The sequence below is a fragment of the Kocuria sp. HSID16901 genome (assembly GCF_003989425.1).
Classification (GTDB): domain Bacteria; phylum Actinomycetota; class Actinomycetes; order Actinomycetales; family Micrococcaceae; genus Rothia; species Rothia massiliensis.
On sequence record NZ_RBLM01000004.1, the window covers coordinates 301,573 to 319,136 of the forward strand.

General features: G+C 60.5%; 14 protein-coding genes, 1 tRNA gene and 1 rRNA gene. 3 read left to right on the top strand and 13 right to left on the bottom strand.

The annotated features are described in order from the left end of the window. Window positions 1-323: 323 nt before the first annotated feature. Both D8M21_RS07970 and D8M21_RS07975 read right to left on the bottom strand, forming a co-directional pair. Window positions 324-908 (bottom strand): LytR C-terminal domain-containing protein, encoded by a 585-nt coding sequence (locus D8M21_RS07970; protein ID WP_048679727.1) that lies wholly within the window; start codon window positions 906-908, stop codon window positions 324-326. A gap of 117 nt (window positions 909-1,025) precedes the next feature. Beyond that, complete coding sequence (locus D8M21_RS07975; RefSeq protein WP_238651160.1) at window positions 1,026-1,238, bottom strand: DUF3263 domain-containing protein; 213 nt, start codon at window positions 1,236-1,238, stop codon at window positions 1,026-1,028. A gap of 52 nt (window positions 1,239-1,290) precedes the next feature. Here D8M21_RS07975 and D8M21_RS07980 point away from each other — a divergent pair, with 52 nt between their 5' ends. Beyond that, entirely contained in the window at window positions 1,291-1,971 is a 681-nt protein-coding gene (locus D8M21_RS07980) for a uracil-DNA glycosylase (protein WP_048679732.1), read from the top strand. Window positions 1,972-2,022: 51 nt separating this feature from the next. Here the strand turns inward: D8M21_RS07980 and D8M21_RS07985 are convergent, their stop codons facing one another. The 10 genes from D8M21_RS07985 to D8M21_RS08030 all read right to left on the bottom strand — a co-directional run bounded on the left by D8M21_RS07985 (window position 2,023) and on the right by D8M21_RS08030 (window position 13,438). Continuing rightward, entirely contained in the window at window positions 2,023-4,134 is a 2,112-nt protein-coding gene (locus tag D8M21_RS07985; RefSeq protein WP_053089961.1) for a threonine/serine ThrE exporter family protein, read from the bottom strand. A gap of 78 nt (window positions 4,135-4,212) precedes the next feature. Next, complete coding sequence (locus tag D8M21_RS07990; protein WP_048679735.1) at window positions 4,213-5,328, bottom strand: lipid II:glycine glycyltransferase FemX; 1,116 nt, start codon at window positions 5,326-5,328, stop codon at window positions 4,213-4,215. Window positions 5,329-5,542: 214 nt separating this feature from the next. Then, the gene (locus tag D8M21_RS07995; protein ID WP_048679737.1) at window positions 5,543-5,821 is read right to left on the bottom strand and encodes an HPr family phosphocarrier protein; all 279 of its coding nucleotides are present in this window, start codon (window positions 5,819-5,821) and stop codon (window positions 5,543-5,545) included. Window positions 5,822-5,886: 65 nt separating this feature from the next. Then, window positions 5,887-7,584: a phosphoenolpyruvate--protein phosphotransferase gene (gene ptsP / locus D8M21_RS08000; RefSeq protein ID WP_048680109.1), complete on the bottom strand. Its 1,698-nt coding sequence runs from the start codon at window positions 7,582-7,584 to the stop codon at window positions 5,887-5,889. A 39-nt stretch (window positions 7,585-7,623) separates the two neighbouring features. After that, window positions 7,624-9,654: a PTS fructose transporter subunit IIABC gene (locus D8M21_RS08005; protein ID WP_048679739.1), complete on the bottom strand. Its 2,031-nt coding sequence runs from the start codon at window positions 9,652-9,654 to the stop codon at window positions 7,624-7,626. Window positions 9,655-9,748: 94 nt separating this feature from the next. After that, the gene (locus D8M21_RS08010) at window positions 9,749-10,708 is read right to left on the bottom strand and encodes a 1-phosphofructokinase family hexose kinase (RefSeq protein ID WP_048679743.1); all 960 of its coding nucleotides are present in this window, start codon (window positions 10,706-10,708) and stop codon (window positions 9,749-9,751) included. Beyond that, complete coding sequence (locus D8M21_RS08015; protein ID WP_048679746.1) at window positions 10,705-11,496, bottom strand: DeoR/GlpR family DNA-binding transcription regulator; 792 nt, start codon at window positions 11,494-11,496, stop codon at window positions 10,705-10,707. Before D8M21_RS08015 ends, D8M21_RS08010 begins: the two co-directional genes overlap by 4 nt. A 131-nt stretch (window positions 11,497-11,627) precedes the next feature. Further along, window positions 11,628-12,221: a histidine phosphatase family protein gene (locus D8M21_RS08020; protein WP_053089962.1), complete on the bottom strand. Its 594-nt coding sequence runs from the start codon at window positions 12,219-12,221 to the stop codon at window positions 11,628-11,630. 135 nt (window positions 12,222-12,356) lie between these two features. Then, window positions 12,357-12,430: transfer RNA gene (locus tag D8M21_RS08025), tRNA-Thr, on the bottom strand. A gap of 120 nt (window positions 12,431-12,550) precedes the next feature. Next, complete coding sequence (locus D8M21_RS08030; protein ID WP_048680113.1) at window positions 12,551-13,438, bottom strand: DsbA family protein; 888 nt, start codon at window positions 13,436-13,438, stop codon at window positions 12,551-12,553. A 171-nt stretch (window positions 13,439-13,609) separates the two neighbouring features. On the opposite strand from D8M21_RS08030, the gene otsB reads away from it, so the two are divergent. Next, entirely contained in the window at window positions 13,610-16,063 is a 2,454-nt protein-coding gene (gene otsB / locus D8M21_RS11600; protein ID WP_126855773.1) for a trehalose-phosphatase, read from the top strand. A gap of 142 nt (window positions 16,064-16,205) precedes the next feature. Next, on the top strand, window positions 16,206-17,288 hold the full coding sequence (locus D8M21_RS08040; RefSeq protein ID WP_126855774.1) for a zinc-dependent alcohol dehydrogenase family protein: 1,083 nt from the start codon (window positions 16,206-16,208) through the stop codon (window positions 17,286-17,288). Between the two features lie 158 nt (window positions 17,289-17,446). On the opposite strand, the gene rrf is transcribed toward D8M21_RS08040, so the two are convergent. Then, window positions 17,447-17,564 (bottom strand): 5S ribosomal RNA (gene rrf, locus D8M21_RS08045).

The window sequence follows — 17,564 nt, forward strand, 5'->3', positions numbered from 1 at the left end:
GACGTCCCTCCTGGACGGTAGACGGATGCGTCGTCCACGGTGCCCGCGACGGACGACCGATGCTCTACCGCACTCTGGGCGGTAGTTCACCAAGCCTCACCGTGGTGACTGAGTCTGATCCTCATCGACCAACAACTGTGAGTCCTCACGGTGAACGAAAATCCGAAACGGAGGAACTCTTTAGCAGTCGAGGAGGATGAGTGCTAACCCCAATATTGGCACTCCACCGCAGAGAGTGCAAACGATTCGGCAGTCCTTGACCGGGCTTCGCTCAGAGCACAGCGAACCCTCAAGGATCACCCTTTGGGCTCGGGTCGCACGGACTATTGTCCCGTCGCACCCGCTGCATCGTGAGCCGCAAGAACCACGACGACGTCGTAGGTGTATCCGCTGGACTGTCGGACGTCTTGGATGCCGAGCTTCTTCGCAATCTCCTTGGCCTGCGCATCCGACCCCTGGGCGTAATAGACGACCGACGCGTTCTGTGCCTGGCCTTCCCAGTTGCTCACGTCCGAAATCGTCCACCCGGCATCACGCAAGGTCGAGGCCGACTTCGTCGCGGTACCTTCCTTGGACCCGTAGTTATACACACCGATGGTCGTCGAGGGATCTGCCTGACTGGAGCCGGAGTCGCTGGAGGACGATGCTTGGTCCCCCGACGACGCGGACGTCGAGGCCGAAGCCGAGCTCGACGAACTCGACGACGTTCCGGCGGCTTCTGGTCCGGCCGTTTTCGGGGAGAACAGGAACAGCAACCCACCGATCACCAGCGCACAAATCCCAGCCACTATCACGGCGGCCAGGTGCTTGAATCCACCAGTCTTCTCCGGAAGGTCACCACGGTAGGCGCCGCGGTGCGAAGAATCCCAGGGGACATCGTCGAATTGATCGTGTTCGTAGTCGGCCATGCGTGTCCTCAAAGTCTGACGGGGCGCACTGCTCGGTGCGTGTACGGCTCAAAATCCCAGGGTATCCCCTTTGGCCCCCAGTTAGCCCACGGCCCACCGCCGTCTTTCGTCATGAGATCAACCGTCTCGATGTTCGCGGAGGCGTCTCATCAGCGCAGGTTCCGCTCGAATGGCTCGTTCGTCATCGATCAACCGGTTCAGTCGCATGTAGTATTCCGTTCCCGGCATGCCCAACTCGGCCCGCACGGCGCGTTCTTTCGCACCGGAGTATTTCCAGGTTCTTTTCTCCATCGCGAGAATTGCGAGTTCGGCTTCGGTCAATGAATCCACGCCGATAGTCTAGGGAGAATCAACCCCGTCCACGAACTTCGGAGGAAAACCCGTGACCGTCAAGCCTCTCGAGGAAATCATGGCCGCCGACTGGGCCGACGCGCTCAAGCCGGTCGAACCCACGATTCGCACTATGGGTCAGTTTCTCCGCGACGAGCACAAGAACGGTTTTCACACTCTTCCGGCCGCCGAAAACATCTTTCGGGCCTTCCAAGAACCGCTCTCATCGGTGCGCGTGCTCATCATCGGGCAGGATCCATATCCGACCCCCGGGCATGCCATGGGGCTCTCCTTCTCCGTTCAGGACGACGTCCGCCCCCTCCCCCGGTCCTTGACCAACATTTATCGAGAACTTCGCTCGGATCTTGGTGTGGAACCGCCCGAGCACGGCGATCTTTCGCGGTGGTCGCGTCAGGGAATCATGTTGTTGAACCGCTGTTTGACGGTCCGTGCCGGAGAGGCAGGCTCTCACCGCAACCGGGGCTGGGAACACGTCACCGACGCCGCGATTCAGGCTCTCGCTTCCAGGAATCAGCCCCTTGTGGCAATTCTGTGGGGTCGCGACGCTCGGAACGCGGGCGCGCAACTCGGGCCCGCCATCCCGAAGATTGAGTCGGTCCATCCGTCCCCGCTCTCGGCGTCCCGTGGCTTCTTCGGCTCCCGTCCGTTCAGCCGAGCCAATGAAGCCCTGGCGTCACTGGGCGAATCACCCGTCGATTGGAACCTCGGCTAGCGCCCTCGAGTGAGGTCTTCGGAAGATCAAATCCCGCGGGCACTTCCGGCATTAATTACCCAGGGGATCCGGCTCTTGCTTGCGTCTTCGGACCAACTTCCGTTGGATTTGTGGGTCTTTGCTCATGAACGGTCTCATGAGGTAATTGCCTAAGACCACGGCCGCCGCCATCGCCATGATGATCGCGCCCGCGTTGAGCATCGGAATCAGGCCGGTCACGGGATCGATATTGACCGTGAGGGTGTACATTCCACGGAAAATCGTGAGTCCGGGGAGCAGGAAGGTGAGGCCTGGAACGGCCAAAACCACCTGAGGAATGAGCCTCCTCTGCGCGATCAACGCTGAAGCGCAACCGACGCCGATCGCACCCACCATCGACGTCATGCGTCCGCCGGCGCCCGTCAGCGCAAAGAGATGGAACACCGTCAGGCCGCACAAACTGCTAAATACCCCTGGAAGAATATGTTCGGGTTTGACTTGAACGGTGATGGCGATCAACGCCGTCGCAATGAGCATGAAGACGATATTGACCAGCGGTTCCGCCCCAGAAAAGACCACGCTGTCGACGTCGATCTCCCGGAAACCCAGACTGGTCGTGATGGACACCGCGATCGCGATACCAACGATCAGCCCCATGAAGGAAAGGCCTGTGGATATGAGCCTGCCGGCCGAGGTAACGGGGAATCCGTTAATGGCGTCTTGAATCGTGGAAACCAACGTCAGGGTCGGCAACAACATGATCAGCCCGGAACCCACGATGTGGGCCGGCGAGACCGGCGCCCCAACGGCGAACAGAATCATCGCGATCAAGGTCACCAGGGAAGAACACGCCGCCATGGTGAAGAAGGACGGAATGCGCCAAGAGGCGAGTTTTCCCGCCATGTACTGGACCACGGTGAAGGTCAGGAAGGACACGATGGAACCCAACCAGGTTCCGCCAATACCCACCGTAATCGCGGCCGCGGCGGAAGAATTGCAAAGATTCACCAGCCAACGGGGATACGGCTTGGGCTTGGAGAGAATTCGGGAAAGTCGCTTTTCCGCCTCGGTCCTCGACAAATCACCGTTGGTAATCCTTTTGACGAGGCGGTGCGTCTCCGTCAAACCGGCGTAGTTATCCGACCATGAACGCACCACCCGCACCACCGTGTGGCTAAAGACCTCGTCACCGTTCGTATCGAGGCCGACGTTGCCGGATTCCGAAATGTAGTTGATCACTACGGACTGATTCGTGATGTCGATATCGACGTCCTCCACCCCGTAGGTTGCGCACGTCGCCACGATGGCGGTCTCGACGTCGCGCGCATCCGCTCCAAAGTGGAACATGGTCTCGGCCAGGCGCAGGGAGAAATTGAGGGTCTTTCGAACCTCGGTTCGTTCCTGGAACCTTCGGGGATTGGCGAACGGCGAATTCGCGAGGCGCTCGACCACACGCATGGGTGCGGTCGGCAGGTTCTCCGAATGCATCATGCGCCGGATGCCGAAGCTTCTCCGTCCGGTGCCGGGTACCGGTGGGGAGGCCTCAGCCGAAGGGTAGCTCGCCCGAGTCACCCCGGGGTCGGGGGCATCGTTGGTTGAATAGCCCTCGCGGCTCGGAATAGAGGAAGACTCCGACAAATCCTGCGTGTTGCGGAAAATATCGTGCGGTGCCGTCCGGGCAGCACCAATACGTTCCGCGTCGTGAACGCCGGACCCTTGAGTAGCGGCGCCCAAGGAGTTTTCCGCGGCTTCGGGAGCGGGCCGTTCAGGGTGATAGGCGCTGGAGCCGCTCCGCGACGTCGGCGGTTGGCTTCCCGACCTCGGATCCGTGGAATCCGCCGTCACGTTTCGGGAACGACTATCGGTGCGGCCCTGTCCGGAATCGACGATCGGCATGGCGGAGACAAAGGTTTGGGCCTCACCCGGATCCGCTTCCGAAGGCACGCCGAAGGGGTCCTCATAAGCCACCGGTGGTTCATGAGGTTCGTGAGGGCTCCGCGAGGAGGCGACGTCGTCCGAAGGTTGCGTTACCGTCCGAATCGTTGACGTGCCAAAGAAGGGATCCGAATACACGTCCTCCGACGTATCCGGGCCGAAGGGATCAGAGGTCTCCTCCGAGCCCTGCGAGATCCCCGAGGACGGATAGGCCCCGGTCAGGGGTTCACCCTCGGTGCCTTCGCTCATCTGCCCTCCTTGAACTCGGTTACTCTCACGCTAGACCGCGATCCTGTGCCCGCGGTTGATGGCGGCTGAACCGTCGGTTTAGTAGAACGGCTGCTGCGTGCGGCGCCACCAGATTTGGCGCATCACGCGCTCAACGATCTTGACCCAGGCCTTATACGACGACGGCGCGAGCACCTGATCGTACACACCAACAAAATCCACCACGGACTTCGTGAAGCTGGTCTTGAAGAGGCCCAAGCCGTAGTAATTGTGTTCCTTGTTCTTGAGCTCGGCCTTCGGCGGCGTCCCACAAAAATCGTATTCCTGGATGCCGTAGTCCTCCATCAGATCCGTGAGGGCTTTCCACTGCACCAGGTGAGAGTCGCCATATTGCTTGCGACGAGGTTTCGAACCGCCGTCTTTATAGGTTCCCTTGCGGCCGTATCGAATGACGTAGGCGCCCACGGACGGTTCGCCGTCTTCGTACGTGAAATACAACCGCCCCTGCCCTGCCTCGGCGAAGGTGGTCCAGAACTCCTTGTAGTACTCGAACGACCGCAAATTGACGTTGGCGTTGCCCTGCCCGACGGTATCCATGAGGGAGAACATTTTTTTCATGTTCTCTTCCGTGAGTTCCACGCGCTCGACTTCGGCACCTTCGCGCGTCGCACGACGCACCGCGTTTCGGCCGCGGGAGTGCAGGGACTTCAACACGGTCTCTTCGTCGGCGTCGGTGGGCAGGATCGCCGTGGAATCGTTCGGCTGGATGTTGAACTGCTTGACCAGCCCGGCACGCTTCAAGAAGGCGGCATTCTCATCCGAATCGAGGATGTCCGGCTCAATTTTCACGGCAAAGACTTTGAGCCCCTGCTCGCGAACAAAGTCGCGGTTGGCGTCGAGAATTGCCGGGATATCGTGGATATCGGCGACGTCGGGCCCTTTGATCATGTACCAGAGCTTGCCCAACACGGGGATCGATTTTTCTAAAACGAGGTTGTAGCTGGCGACCTCGCGCTCCTCGATGCTGCCGTCCTCGCCCTGGACTTCCGTCACGCCTTCGTAGACGAGATACAGGGGCTTCCAGCCGTGATGAGACTTGACCGAGGCGAACGACGCCGACTGCAGAAGGTTTCCGCCGTTCGGGTTGGCGGTGACGTGATCGTCCCAGTGTGAAATCTCGTGGTCGGTGGCGAATCGAGCGGTGAAATGTCGCAATGAATCCTCATCTGCCGAGCGTGGGGTGCTTCCCACGCCGTGGTTGGTGGTCCCGCACGGCGGGCTACTCTGATCTTCAGTTTAGGCGGATCGCTGGGATAAACACACGCAAAGGCCCGAGACTGCGACCCCTTGAGGTCTGCGGTCCCGGGCACCAGCGTGAGACGCCGGACGACCGAACCGTACGGCTCGGCACGAGACCGGCGAAGCGGAATTACTCGGCGTCGTGGTCCGTCTCGAGGATCTTGACGAGGCTATCGAGAGCCTCCTCGGAGCCTTCACCTTCCGCACGAAGAACAACCTTGTCCCCGTGCTTGGCGCCCAATGACATCAGCGACAGGATCGACGAAGCATCCATCGCATCGTCGGCGGGTTCGCCCTCGCCCGCAATGGTGACCTCAACGGGGAGGTCGCCGGCGGCTTCGGCGAAAATCGCTGCCGGGCGTGCGTGGAGTCCCACGCGGCTGGCGATGGTGGCGATACGTTCTGCCATGATTGTTCTCCTTGATTTTGTGGTCTTGCGGGCTTGCCGAGGCTAACCCTGAAATGCCGGACTGATTACAGACCGAGGTCATCAAGGATGGGCAGCTCCACGCGAGCCACATCCTTAGTTTCTTCAGCCGATCGCGCGTCCATGACCTTGGCCGCGATTTGCTGTGCTTGTTCCAGAGTAACGGATTTGAGGACGGCGGCGACGGCGGACAAGGAACGGGTGTTCATGGACAGCGCCTTCACGCCCAGACCGACGAGCACGACGGCGAGGGCAGGATCGGCCGCGGCCTCACCGCAAACCGACACCGTCTTGGTACGACCCGTGGCCTTTTCCGCGCGCTGCGCGCCCTCAACCGTCAGTTGAATCATCTTCAGAACGGCGGGCTGCCACGGGTTGTTGAGCTCAGCGAGTGCACCCAAAAGGCGGTCCGCAGCCATCGTGTACTGAGTCAGGTCGTTCGTGCCCATGGACACGAAATCGACTTCATGCAGAATATCCTCCGCCGTCACAGCAGCCGAGGGAGTCTCGACCATGACGCCATGAACATCGAGATGCGCCTCACGGAGCATGCGAGCAAAGTCGCGGGCCTCGGGCGCCGTGGAGATCATGGGGGCCATGACCCACACATCCGCGGTGCTCTGCTGGGCGGCGGCCGAGATGGCCTCGAGCTGGCGCCCAAGCACTCCCGGGGTCGTCCAGTCCGTGCGGTAGCCCCTCACACCCAGGGCAGGATTCGGCTCGCTCGTGTCGGTCAGGAACGGCAACGGCTTATCAGCGCCAGCGTCCAGGGTCCTCACGACGACGTGCTTGCCCGGGAAGGCATCGAAGACTGCTTTGTATTCCACCGTCTGCTCTTCCACCGACGGCTCTTCTTCTCGGTTGAGGAAGGCAAATTCGGTGCGGAAAAGTCCCACACCCTCGGCCATATTCTCCGCAGCCGTCTGCGCCGCTTTACCGTTACCGACGTTCGAGTACAGGGGGATGTTGGTCCCATCGGCCAGCACACCCTGCCCGTCAAAGGCCGGGATTTCCTTGCGGTTCGCGTACTTTTCCGCGAGGCGTTCCTCGGCAGCGCCGGGGGTAATCACGACGGTGCCATCGGTCGCGTCCACGTAGACCTGCGTTCCGTTGGGCACCTCGGTGGCGCCGGTGGCCGCCACGATCGCCGGTAGCCCCAAATCCCGGGCGAGAATTGCGGTGTGCGCCTGCGGTCCACCCTCAGAGGTCACCAAGGCCAACACGTTGGTCGGATCGAGCGTCGCGGTATCCGCGGGAGCCAGGTCCTCAGCAATGAGAACGAAGGGTGCGTCGGATTCGGGAATTCCCGGGGCCGGCTGGTTGGTCAGCTCGGCGACGACGCGCGAGCGCACATCCAAGATGTCCGTGACGCGCTGTGCCATGTAGCCGCCGAGGGCCTTCATCTGTGACGCGTAGGAACCGGCAGCCTCCCAAATGGCACGCTCCGGCGTGTACTGCTCCCCCGTGATCAACTTGCCGGCATTTTTCAGCAGGGCTTTGTCGCCGGCCATCAGGGCCGTGGACTTCAACACGGCGGCGGCATTGCCCGTGGTCCGACCGGCGCGCTCCTTCAGGTTTTCCTTGACGCGACCAGCTGCCTCCTGAAGACGCTCAATGGCGGCCTCCGGGCTCTCACCATCTTCGAGGGTCGAGCCGACCGCAGGTTCCCGGATGGGCTCCGGCATCTGCACAACGGGGCCGATGACACGTCCGGCGGAAACGCCGACTCCAGTGAGCTTCTTCATGATGATCAATCCTTACTCGAAATGCTCTGATCGGTTGTTTTAGGCGGCCGCAGCCGTTTCTCCAACTTTTTCCTGACCGGATGTGGCGTTCCCGATCCTTTTGAGGACCAGGTAAACGATCGCCGTGATGACAGCTCCGACGATCACGGACACGAGGTACATGGGCCAATTCTCCACCAAGAACAGGATCCACACACCACCGTGCGGTGCAGGGGATCCCACGTGGCTTCCCATGCAGATCGCCCCAGCAACGGCGCTACCCACGATGGACGAGGGAATAACCCGCAGAGGGTCGGCCGCGGCGAACGGAATGGCGCCTTCCGAGATGAACGATGCACCCAGCAACCAGGCAGCTCGTCCATTGGAAACTTCCGCTTCGGTGAAGTATTTCCGACGCACGGTGGTGGCCAGAGCCATGGCCAACGGAGTGACCATTCCCGAAGCAATGACCGCCGCCATGATCTCTTTGGAAACGTCCGTTCCGGCGGAAAGGCCCGCTGTGGCGAAGAGGTAGGCGGCCTTGTTGATCGGGCCCCCAAGATCCGCGCCCATCATCGCACCCAAGACCAGGCCCAAAATGACCGCCGAGGCGCCGGACATCGACATCAAGAAGTCGTTGAGCACGGTCATGATCCAGGCAATCGGCTGACCGAGGATCAGGAACATGAGTCCGCTGGAAATCAAGGTCGCCAGCAGCGGGATAATGACCACCGGCATCATGCCAGCCAACCAACGCGGCAATTTCGGTTGAGCCAGGAGGTAAGCGACGAATCCGGCGAGTAAACCGCCAACGATGCCGCCCAAGAATCCGGCACCCACCATGTTGGCGACCAGACCGGCGGCAAAACCGGGCGCAATACCCGGTCGTCCAGCCATTCCGTAAGCAATGAATCCTGCGAGCGCCGGAACCAGAAGTCCGATCGCTTGGCTACCGATGACGAAGACCACCGCGGCCAGGTATTGCCACAGGCCAGCGTCGCCAGGGTGGAAGAGGGAAGCGCCGTCTCCGCTGACCACGCCGTCTTTAATGCCCAGGATGTCCTGAGCATTGTTGGCGATCTCGTATCCACCCATGATGAAGGAGATGGCGATCAGCAGGCCGCCTGCGGCGACAAACGGGATCATGTACGAAACACCGGTCATCAGCGACCGATAAACCCGTGAGCCCCACGAGCCATCATCAGATGACGACGACGAGCCTTCCGCCCGCGATCCCGAGACCCGGCGCGCGTCGGGGTTCTCCGAGGCGGCAAGTGCTTCTTCGATCATGACGCGCGGTTCATCGATCCCTCGTTTAACCGGGGACTCGACCACGGGCTTGCCGGCGAATCGATTCCGATCACGCACGTCCACAGATGCCGCGAATATCACGGCATCCGCGGCGTCGATCACGTCCTGCGAGAGGACTTCGTTGCCGGAGGACCCTTGGGTCTCGACGTCGAGCTTCACGCCCATCTCTTCCGCCGCTTGGGAGAGTGAATCGGCGGCCATATAGGTGTGGGCGATGCCGGTCGGGCATGACGTCACTGCCACCAAGCGCTTGCGCTGGCCGGCAGATTCCGACGGTTCGGCTGGCGCCGCTGCGGCAACCGTGGCACCTTCGGCCTTCGGCGCAGAGGAGACTCCCAGCGCAGAGTTCACCAGTTCCACGATCTCCTGCTTCGACGATGCGCTCCTTAGAGCTGCCACGAAGTCCTTTTTAACCAGAGACCGAGCCAGCTTCGAGAGCAGAGTCAGGTGTTCCTGGTCCGCCCCATCAGGGGCTGCAATGAAGAAGATGAGGTCCGCCGGGCCGTCCTTCGCGCCAAAGCTCACGCCCGGTGCCGGACGGGCCATGGCGAGCGTGGCTTCGGTAACTGCCGAGGAACGGCAGTGCGGAATCGCAATACCGCCGGGAATGCCCGTGTCCGTTTTGGCTTCGCGGGCCTCGGCATCACGGTAGAGGTCGTCGAACGACGTCGCGCGTCCGGCGTCTACAACCTTGCCCGTCAGATGCCGGATGACGGCGAAGCGATCGTCGCCAAGGTTTTCATCCAGCGTGACGAGATCCACGGTGATTAGTGCGGACATAGTGCTCCTTGTTGAAAGTGCCTCCGGCGAGCCCTCGCCCCATACGAGGTGTCGTCATCCCGGCTGCAGTGTGAAAGATGAACTCAGAAGGTCCTTATCTGAGCTCAGTGACAGTAACGGCTTCCGGAGTAGTTTCTTCGAGTGAAGGCACCTGGGTACCGGGCAACGATGCGGCGGCCGACCCATGAGCGACGGCCTGAACCAAGCACTCGCGCGGGGACTTTCCGGCCTCGTCGGCCAAGAGAAAACCTGCCAGCGAACAATCCCCTGCGCCCACGGTGCTCCGCGCGCGTATGGGTGCATGTTGGGCATACCAGGCACCGTCGGGGGTCACCAGAACGGCTCCCTTCGCTCCCATAGTTGCCAGTACCGAGCCGACACCTCGATCGACGAGTTCACGCGCCTTCTGCGCGGTGGCTTGCGGATCGTCTTCTAGAGCCGCCGCGTCGGTTGACCCACCAACCAATTCCGCGAGTTCCTCACTATTGGGTTTGATCAAGTCCGGCAGGCCGTCCTGACCGATCAAGGTGTCTCGCAACGAGGCGCCGGAGGTGTCAACGGCCATGCGGGGCGCGTCGTCTCCCAGGACCTCTCGGACAGCCCGCGACACCACGGCGTAGTAATCACTAGGGACACCGGGCGGCAAGGAGCCGGCCAAGACCAACCAGCTGGCGCCTTTGGCGTCATTGATGAGCAGCCGCGTGAGCTCCCGTTGTGCAACGTCGTCGAACGGTTCGCCGGGAGCGTTGATTTTGGTGGTGGTTCCATCGGGTTCGGCGATGGTCACGTTGGTACGGATGGGGTACCCCGTGGCGAGGTTGGAATAGCGGACGTTGGCTTCGGTCAGGCCGGCCAAGACGGGGTCGCCGCTGTCCCCTGGCAGAACTGCGACCGACTCGACACCGCTCACGCTGAGGGCCCGGGCAATGTTGACGCCCTTACCTCCGGGGTCCGCCACGGATCGGGTTGCGCGAATCACGGTGCCCCGTCCCAGCTGGGCAGGGATCTCGACCGTTCGGTCCAGACTGGGGTTCGCTGTCAGGGTGACGATCATGCGATGAGAACCTCTACGTTCGCTTCTTCCAAGGCCGAGGCCAAGGATCCTTCCGGGGCTTTATCGGTGACCAGGGCGTCAATGTCTGACAGATCCGCGAATCGGACCAGCGACTCCTGCCCAAATTTGGCGGAGTCGCACAGCAGCACCACTCGGCGGGCCGATCGGACGATGGATGTCTTGACGATGGCCTCGTTGAGTCCCGGCGTCGACAGTCCAAATTCTTCATCTAGTCCATTAACCCCAATCAGGGCAATGTCGGGACGAATGGTCGAAAAATGGTCCGCAGCACGGGTGCCTACGGCAGCCCAGGTCATCTTGCGGAGTTGACCGCCCACAAGATCCAACACGATGCCGTCCGCTTCCGCGAGTTTCACCGCAATATGTAGTGCGTGGGTAATGATCAGGCGGTCCGCCCCCGATTTGAGGGAAAAGTCAGAGGTCGCAATCAAGTCTGCGAGGATTTCGGTGGTCGAACCCGCGTCGAGCACGACGGCGCCGGCGTCGGCGTCTTGCAACAGTTGGTATGCCCGCGCGGCGATCCGCTGCTTTTCTGGAGTATTGACGGTCTGGCGGGACGAGATGCTGGATTCAACCGCGGTTGACTGTTCGACCGTTACGGCACCACCGTGAACACGGCGCAATTTGCCGTCCGTTTCCAGGGCAGCCAAATCTCGCCGCACGGTTTCCATCGTGACGTCGTAGCGACGCGACAGCTCAGCCCCGTTGACCCTACGGGCGCTGCTAACCAGCTTGGCGATTTCCGCCCGTCGTTCTTCAGCGAACATGGTGCTAATACTCCCCAGCGACGATCACGGGGAAGGCCCCGTTTGTGCATTTTTGATTTTATGTGGCTTTAAGTGGCCTGGTCAATGAGAACGTGTGGGAACGATCATGATCCCAGACCCCTTGCACCGGATCAGTCGAGGTCCAGGCTCGCCGGATCCCACGAGAACAGCCCCTCGAGGCTCACTTCGATTGGCGTTGCGTTCGGGACGTGTTCGCTCCAGTCCCCCGGCGTTGTCGCGATCAGTGTGCGTCGTATCAGCGTCCCGTGGCTCACAACCAGGAGGTTCTTCCCGGGATGATCCAAGACCAGCTGTTTGAAAGTCGCCACTCCACGCCGGTACACATCGCCTTCCGGTTCCACGCCCTCGAAGAGGTCTTGCGGATGACGCGAGTCTTCAAAGCTCAGTACTTCGCCCTCTGCCTGGCCGTACGCGCGCTCGATGACGCCGGGAATCGTTTGCACGTCCGTCATTCCCACGTATTCGCCGATGATGCGCGCCGTCTCCTGCGCTCTCGACAACGGTGAAGCTCCCAGGAAATCCCACGAACCATAGTTGTGGGCCAGGAGCTTTCCCGCCTCCCGCGCCTGCTGACGCCCCGTGTCATTCAGCGGAATATCTGAGCTGCCTTGCATTCGCCCGGCCTTATTCCAGTCGGTTTGCCCGTGACGGACCACGACGAGGCGTCCGCTCATCAGCTGTTGTCCCATGTTTTGATCGTTCACTCGTGGATCCTCTGTCAAGGTAGCTACCTCCACATGCGGAGGATTTCGGCACTCTTCAACGTAGCCCCGGAAGCCGCTTAAAACGAAAAAGGCCGGTCCGATCCCGGCTATTGCCAGGTCGGACCGACCCTACGGAGCCTCCTACCGGATTCGAACCGGTGACCCTCTGTTTACAAGACAGATGCTCTGGCCAGCTGAGCTAAGGAGGCAGGCTCTCGCGGCACCTAACATTACCCGGCTGCGGTCCCGTTCCCCAAACGGAACCCAACAATGCCTTGAGGAGGTGCCCATCGCGACGGGACACCCCCTCAACAGGAGAGCGATACGGCTTACTTACCGGACTTGCCCTTGATGACTCCGCTCAGGAAATCGGAGAAGCTGCCGTTACCGTACTTCTGACTGTCGGCGTAGATCGTCGGCGTTCCGCTAATGCCGTTGTTCTGCGACTCCTTGACGGTGACGTTCACCAGCGGACGGTACTTGTTGTTGTCCAAGTCGCTCTTGATATCGGCACCATATTTCTTGGCGATATCTGCGAGCTTTTGGTTATTCATGCCGCCCTGACCCTGGTGAGACATCATCTCTTCCTGCCAGTCAAGGAACTTCTCCGGGGAGACCTGCTCGGCGACAGAGTAGGCAGCCATGGCAGCTCGGGATGAGTATTCCGTGCTGGTCTCTTGGTCCAGGAAGTTGAGGTTCCTGATTTCCAGCTGGATCTGACCGTCCATGACCTGCTTCTTCAGCTGTTCACCGTTGGACTTTTCGAACTCTGCGCAGTGAATGCAGTTGTAGTCCTGGAAAATGGTGACCTTGACGGGCTCACCATTCTTCTTGGCGTCCTGCTCAGAAGGCATACCGACCGGAAGTGTGGCCGGCTTTCCATTCGACTGGTCATCGGCCGGCCCGGTTTCCTTCGATGTCTTCAGATCGTTGATATCACGCGTATCGACATCCGAGGTGTCCTTCTTGATACCGTCCTTGGTCACCACGATTCCGCCATATTGGTTGGAACTCGAAGCGACTGGACCGGAATCGGGGATTTCGGACTTCTTATTGTGCTGATAAACCGCCGCGATCACGCCAATAATGATCACGACGAGCACCACTGAGGAAATCTGCCACCACAGGCCCGAGGTCTTACGACTGCTCTGCTTGGCAGCGATTTGACGCGCCTTTTCTCGCGCCTCGCTACTCCGTGGAGAAGAGGAGGATGCCACGTTTTGCTCCCTGTTCGAATGAATAGTCACTACAGAATCTCCCACATCCTAACGGAGATACCTGGGTACCTCATGGGTGGATACACCCGCGAAAAATTCCCTCTCCACCCCGCGAGATCTGCGGATAGGCTTAGAAGTAGGCTGGCTCGAAGGGAGAAAGGCATGTGCCCCATGACGAATATTCACGAGGAACGCGCGAGTACACGGGAGAGTAACGGTGGCGGGTACGACTTTGTCGTCGTAGCCAACCGATTGCCCGTGGATCGTTCAATCGACGACGAGGGAAACTCATCGTGGCGACGCTCCCCGGGTGGACTCGTCAGTGCTTTGGCACCGGTCATGTCATCGCATGCCGGTGCATGGATCGGTTGGCATGGTGCATCCGACGAGGAGCTCGAGCCTTTTGACCACGATGTCTTCCACCTCGTGCCGGTCCCCCTCTCCGAGGGCGAGGTCCGTCGATACTATGAAGGCTTTTCCAACGCCACCATCTGGCCGTTGTATCACGACGTCATCGCCCCACCAGAGTTTCACCGTACTTGGTGGGATACCTACCGCACGGTGAACCGCAGGTTCGCGGAAGCGGCGGCCGATAGCGCTGCACAGAACGCCACCGTTTGGGTGCAGGACTACCAATTGCAACTCGTCCCTGCGATGTTGCGCCACCTCAGGCCGGACCTGACGATTGGGTTCTTTGACCACATCCCCTTCCCGCCTTTGGAAATCTTTGCCCAGTTGCCGTGGCGGAAACAGGTTCTCACTGGCCTCCTCGGCGCGGACCTTCTCGGATTTCAACGCCCCGGTGACGCCAGCAATTTCAGGCGCTGTTGCGACAAGATTTTGGGAGTCCAGTTCGACGGCGAAAGGGCCGAGGTTACCCAAACCCCACAGGAGCAAAGCGGGGACGAAGGCAATGAACGGTTCCACCGCGCATACACGACGGCGATGCCCAACGTCACGTCACGTCGGCGGGCTCGGAAAGAGCGACTCAACCACGACCTACCCACGTGGATCACACGGGCGACGTCTTACCCCATCTCCATCGACGTGGAAGCCGTGACCGAAATGGCCTCACGTCCGTCGACCAAGCGTCGCGCCGAGCAGATCCGGCAAGAGTTAGGCAATCCCGAGACGGTGTACCTCGGCGTGGACCGGCTGGACTACACCAAGGGCATCCGCCATCGCCTCAAGGCCTATGGTGAATTGCTCAACGACGGCGACCTCACCGTGGAGAATTCAACGATGATTCAGGTTGCGAGCCCGTCCCGTGAACGAGTCGCCTCCTATATTGAGCTCCGGGAGCAGATCGAGGGGATGGTCGGTCGCCTCAACGGCCAATTCGACACCATGGCGCATACCGCGATCCGATATCTCCATCACGGATACCCGTTTGAAGAGATGATCGCCCTCTACCTCGCCACGGATGTCATGGTCGTCTCTTCGCTCCGTGACGGCATGAACTTGGTAGCCAAGGAATACGTGGTGAGCCACCTCGATCACACAGGTGCACTCGTGCTCTCCGAATTTACGGGGGCTGCCGAACAGCTCCCGGATGCGATCCAGATAAACCCGCACGACATTGACGGGTTCAAGGATGCGTTGCTGTACGCCAAGAACATGCCCCTCGAGGAACGCCAAGCGCGCATGAAGGCCATGCGTGAGCAGATCTTTGCTCACGACGTCGAGGATTGGTCGACTCGCTTCCTTGACGATCTCTCCCGCACGCGGGAGGACGATCTGGGCCCAGAACCCAAGACGGATGAGTTGCCCATGATCGGTGATCTCGACCGCGGGCACGGCCCGTTCCCGACGCCGGCGGTCGAGGAAGAGCTCCAGCGCGCGGCCGCGGCTCCGAACCTCCTGGTCGCCATGGACTTCGACGGCACGCTGGCCCCCTTCACCAATGTTCCTGAAGAAGCCCGAGCCCTTCCCCTCTCCCAGTCCTCCCTCGAGGATCTATCAGAACAGCCGGACACCTCGGTTGCCCTGATTTCTGGTCGGCCGATGAGTTTCCTCAAGGAGGTCGCCGACCCGAATGGAAAGATGCTTCTCTCCGGTTCTCATGGTGGCGAGTTCGACTACTCTGCGGCCGGGAAAGAATCGCCCGAGCTGAAACTCACCGAGTCCCAGAAGAAAGCGCTGGCCCAAGCCACCGAGGCCGTCCAGGAGCTCGTCGACCGCCACCCAGGCTCCGAGATCGAGTACAAACCCGCGGGGGTTGGTTTCCACACCAGAACCATGGGCGACGACGACGCCGCACAGTCCGCGGAAGCGGAAGCCGTCCGCATCTTGAAGGACATTCCGGGCGTCAGACTGTCCCCAGGACAATACGTCGTCGAATGCGCCGTCCTCGAAGTCACGAAGGGCGACGCCTTGGACCTCTTCAAGGACTTTACTGGTGCGGACATCACGATCTTCGCCGGCGACGACCTCACGGATGAAGACGCGCTCAAGAATCTCGAGCCCCAGGACCTCGGCGTCAAGGTGGGCCGTGCGGAATCTATCGCCCGAGTACGAGTCACCGGCCCGGAGGCGATGTCGCACGCGCTGGCGCGCTTGGCACACCTCCGCCGTCAACACACTCGAACCAGCGACGACGTAGAAAATTCACTTCGGGAAGACTAATTCAGTCCGATTGAACGACCGGGCCCGGTGCCGCCAGCTCCAGGTCAGCACCGGGCCCGGTATTGAGGCAGCAAACATACCCAGTGGCCAACACATAGTATAAAATTGAATTATCGTGTAAATCATTTGGAGAGAGGTAATCATGTCCGACACGATGACCGCCATGACCTACTACGGCGAACACGATATTCGATTTGAGGAACGGCCTAAGCCGATGCTCATCGACCCGACTGACGCCATCGTCCGCATCACGAAAACCACCATCTGCGGTACTGACCTTGGCATCTACAAAGGCAAGAACCCCGAGATCGAATCGGCTGCCCGGGAAGCCACTGGAAGCTGGAACGGCCGCATTCTGGGACACGAAGGCATTGGAATCGTTGAGGAGGTCGGCGACGCCGTCACCTCCATCAAACCTGGCGATCGGGTATTGGTTTCCTGCATCTCACGATGCGGCACCTGCGAGAACTGTCAGAAGCAGCTCTACGCCCACTGCCGGCAAGGCGGCGGATGGATCATGGGCTACATGATCGACGGCACGCAAGCCGAGTACGTGCGTACCCCGTTCGCCGACAATTCTCTCTTCCACCTCCCGGCAGACATCGACACCGACGTCGCAGTCTTCCTCTCGGATGCTCTCCCGACGGGCCACGAGATCGGCGTGATCAATGGCCAGGTAGCGCCCGGCAAGGACGTGATGATTGTCGGCGCAGGCCCCGTAGGTATGGGAGTTCTCCTGACGGCTCAGTTCTATTCACCGGCGAACATCATCGTCGTGGACATGGACGACAACCGGCTCGACATGGCCAAACGCATGGGGGCTACGCACACCATCAACCCCGGCAAGGAAAGCCTCGAGGACCTTCTCGCCACCGTAACCTCCGGCCGAGGGGTCGACACGGCCATCGAAGCCGTTGGGCTCCCCGCAACGTGGGAACTCTGCTCGAACAGTGTGAAGGAGGGCGGCCACATCGCCATCGTTGGCGTCCACGGTAAGCCCGTGGAATTCGAACTGCAGAAGGCATGGATCAAGAACCTCACCATCACGACCGGCCTCGTCTCCGCGAATACGACCAATATGCTCATCAAGGCCGTTCAGAACACGCATCTGCCGATCAAGAGCCTGGCCACTCACCACTTCGATTTCGCCGACATGGAAAAGGCTTGGGATGTCTTCAAGAATGCTGCCGAATCCCAGGCAGTGAAGGTGGTCATTAACCACTAGGAATCGCGGTTTCCCACGTTCACCAAAACCACGCAAAAAAGGGGGTCGGCGCCATGCGGCGCCGACCCCCTTCTTAACCCAAATGGCTCTTAAATGGATAAAGGGAGGCGGTTAGCACCATAACGATGCTAACCGCCTCCCTCATCACTCAAAAATATTTTCGGCGGCGACCTACTCTCCCACACACCTACCGGGTGCAGTACCATCAGCGCTAAGAGCCTTAACTACCGGGTTCGGAATGAGACCGGGTGTACCCCTCTTGCCATAACCACCGAA

Coding starts and splice junctions, on each gene's coding strand:
- otsB (WP_126855773.1), top strand. CDS start 13,610: ATGACGAATATTCACGAGGAACGCGCGAGTACACGGGAGAGTAACGGT.
- D8M21_RS08010 (WP_048679743.1), bottom strand. CDS start 10,708: ATGATCGTCACCCTGACAGCGAACCCCAGTCTGGACCGAACGGTCGAG.
- ptsP (WP_048680109.1), bottom strand. CDS start 7,584: ATGAAGAAGCTCACTGGAGTCGGCGTTTCCGCCGGACGTGTCATCGGC.
- D8M21_RS08015 (WP_048679746.1), bottom strand. CDS start 11,496: ATGTTCGCTGAAGAACGACGGGCGGAAATCGCCAAGCTGGTTAGCAGC.
- D8M21_RS07995 (WP_048679737.1), bottom strand. CDS start 5,821: ATGGCAGAACGTATCGCCACCATCGCCAGCCGCGTGGGACTCCACGCA.
- D8M21_RS08005 (WP_048679739.1), bottom strand. CDS start 9,654: ATGTCCGCACTAATCACCGTGGATCTCGTCACGCTGGATGAAAACCTT.
- D8M21_RS07970 (WP_048679727.1), bottom strand. CDS start 908: ATGGCCGACTACGAACACGATCAATTCGACGATGTCCCCTGGGATTCT.
- D8M21_RS07985 (WP_053089961.1), bottom strand. CDS start 4,134: ATGAGCGAAGGCACCGAGGGTGAACCCCTGACCGGGGCCTATCCGTCC.
- D8M21_RS08040 (WP_126855774.1), top strand. CDS start 16,206: ATGTCCGACACGATGACCGCCATGACCTACTACGGCGAACACGATATT.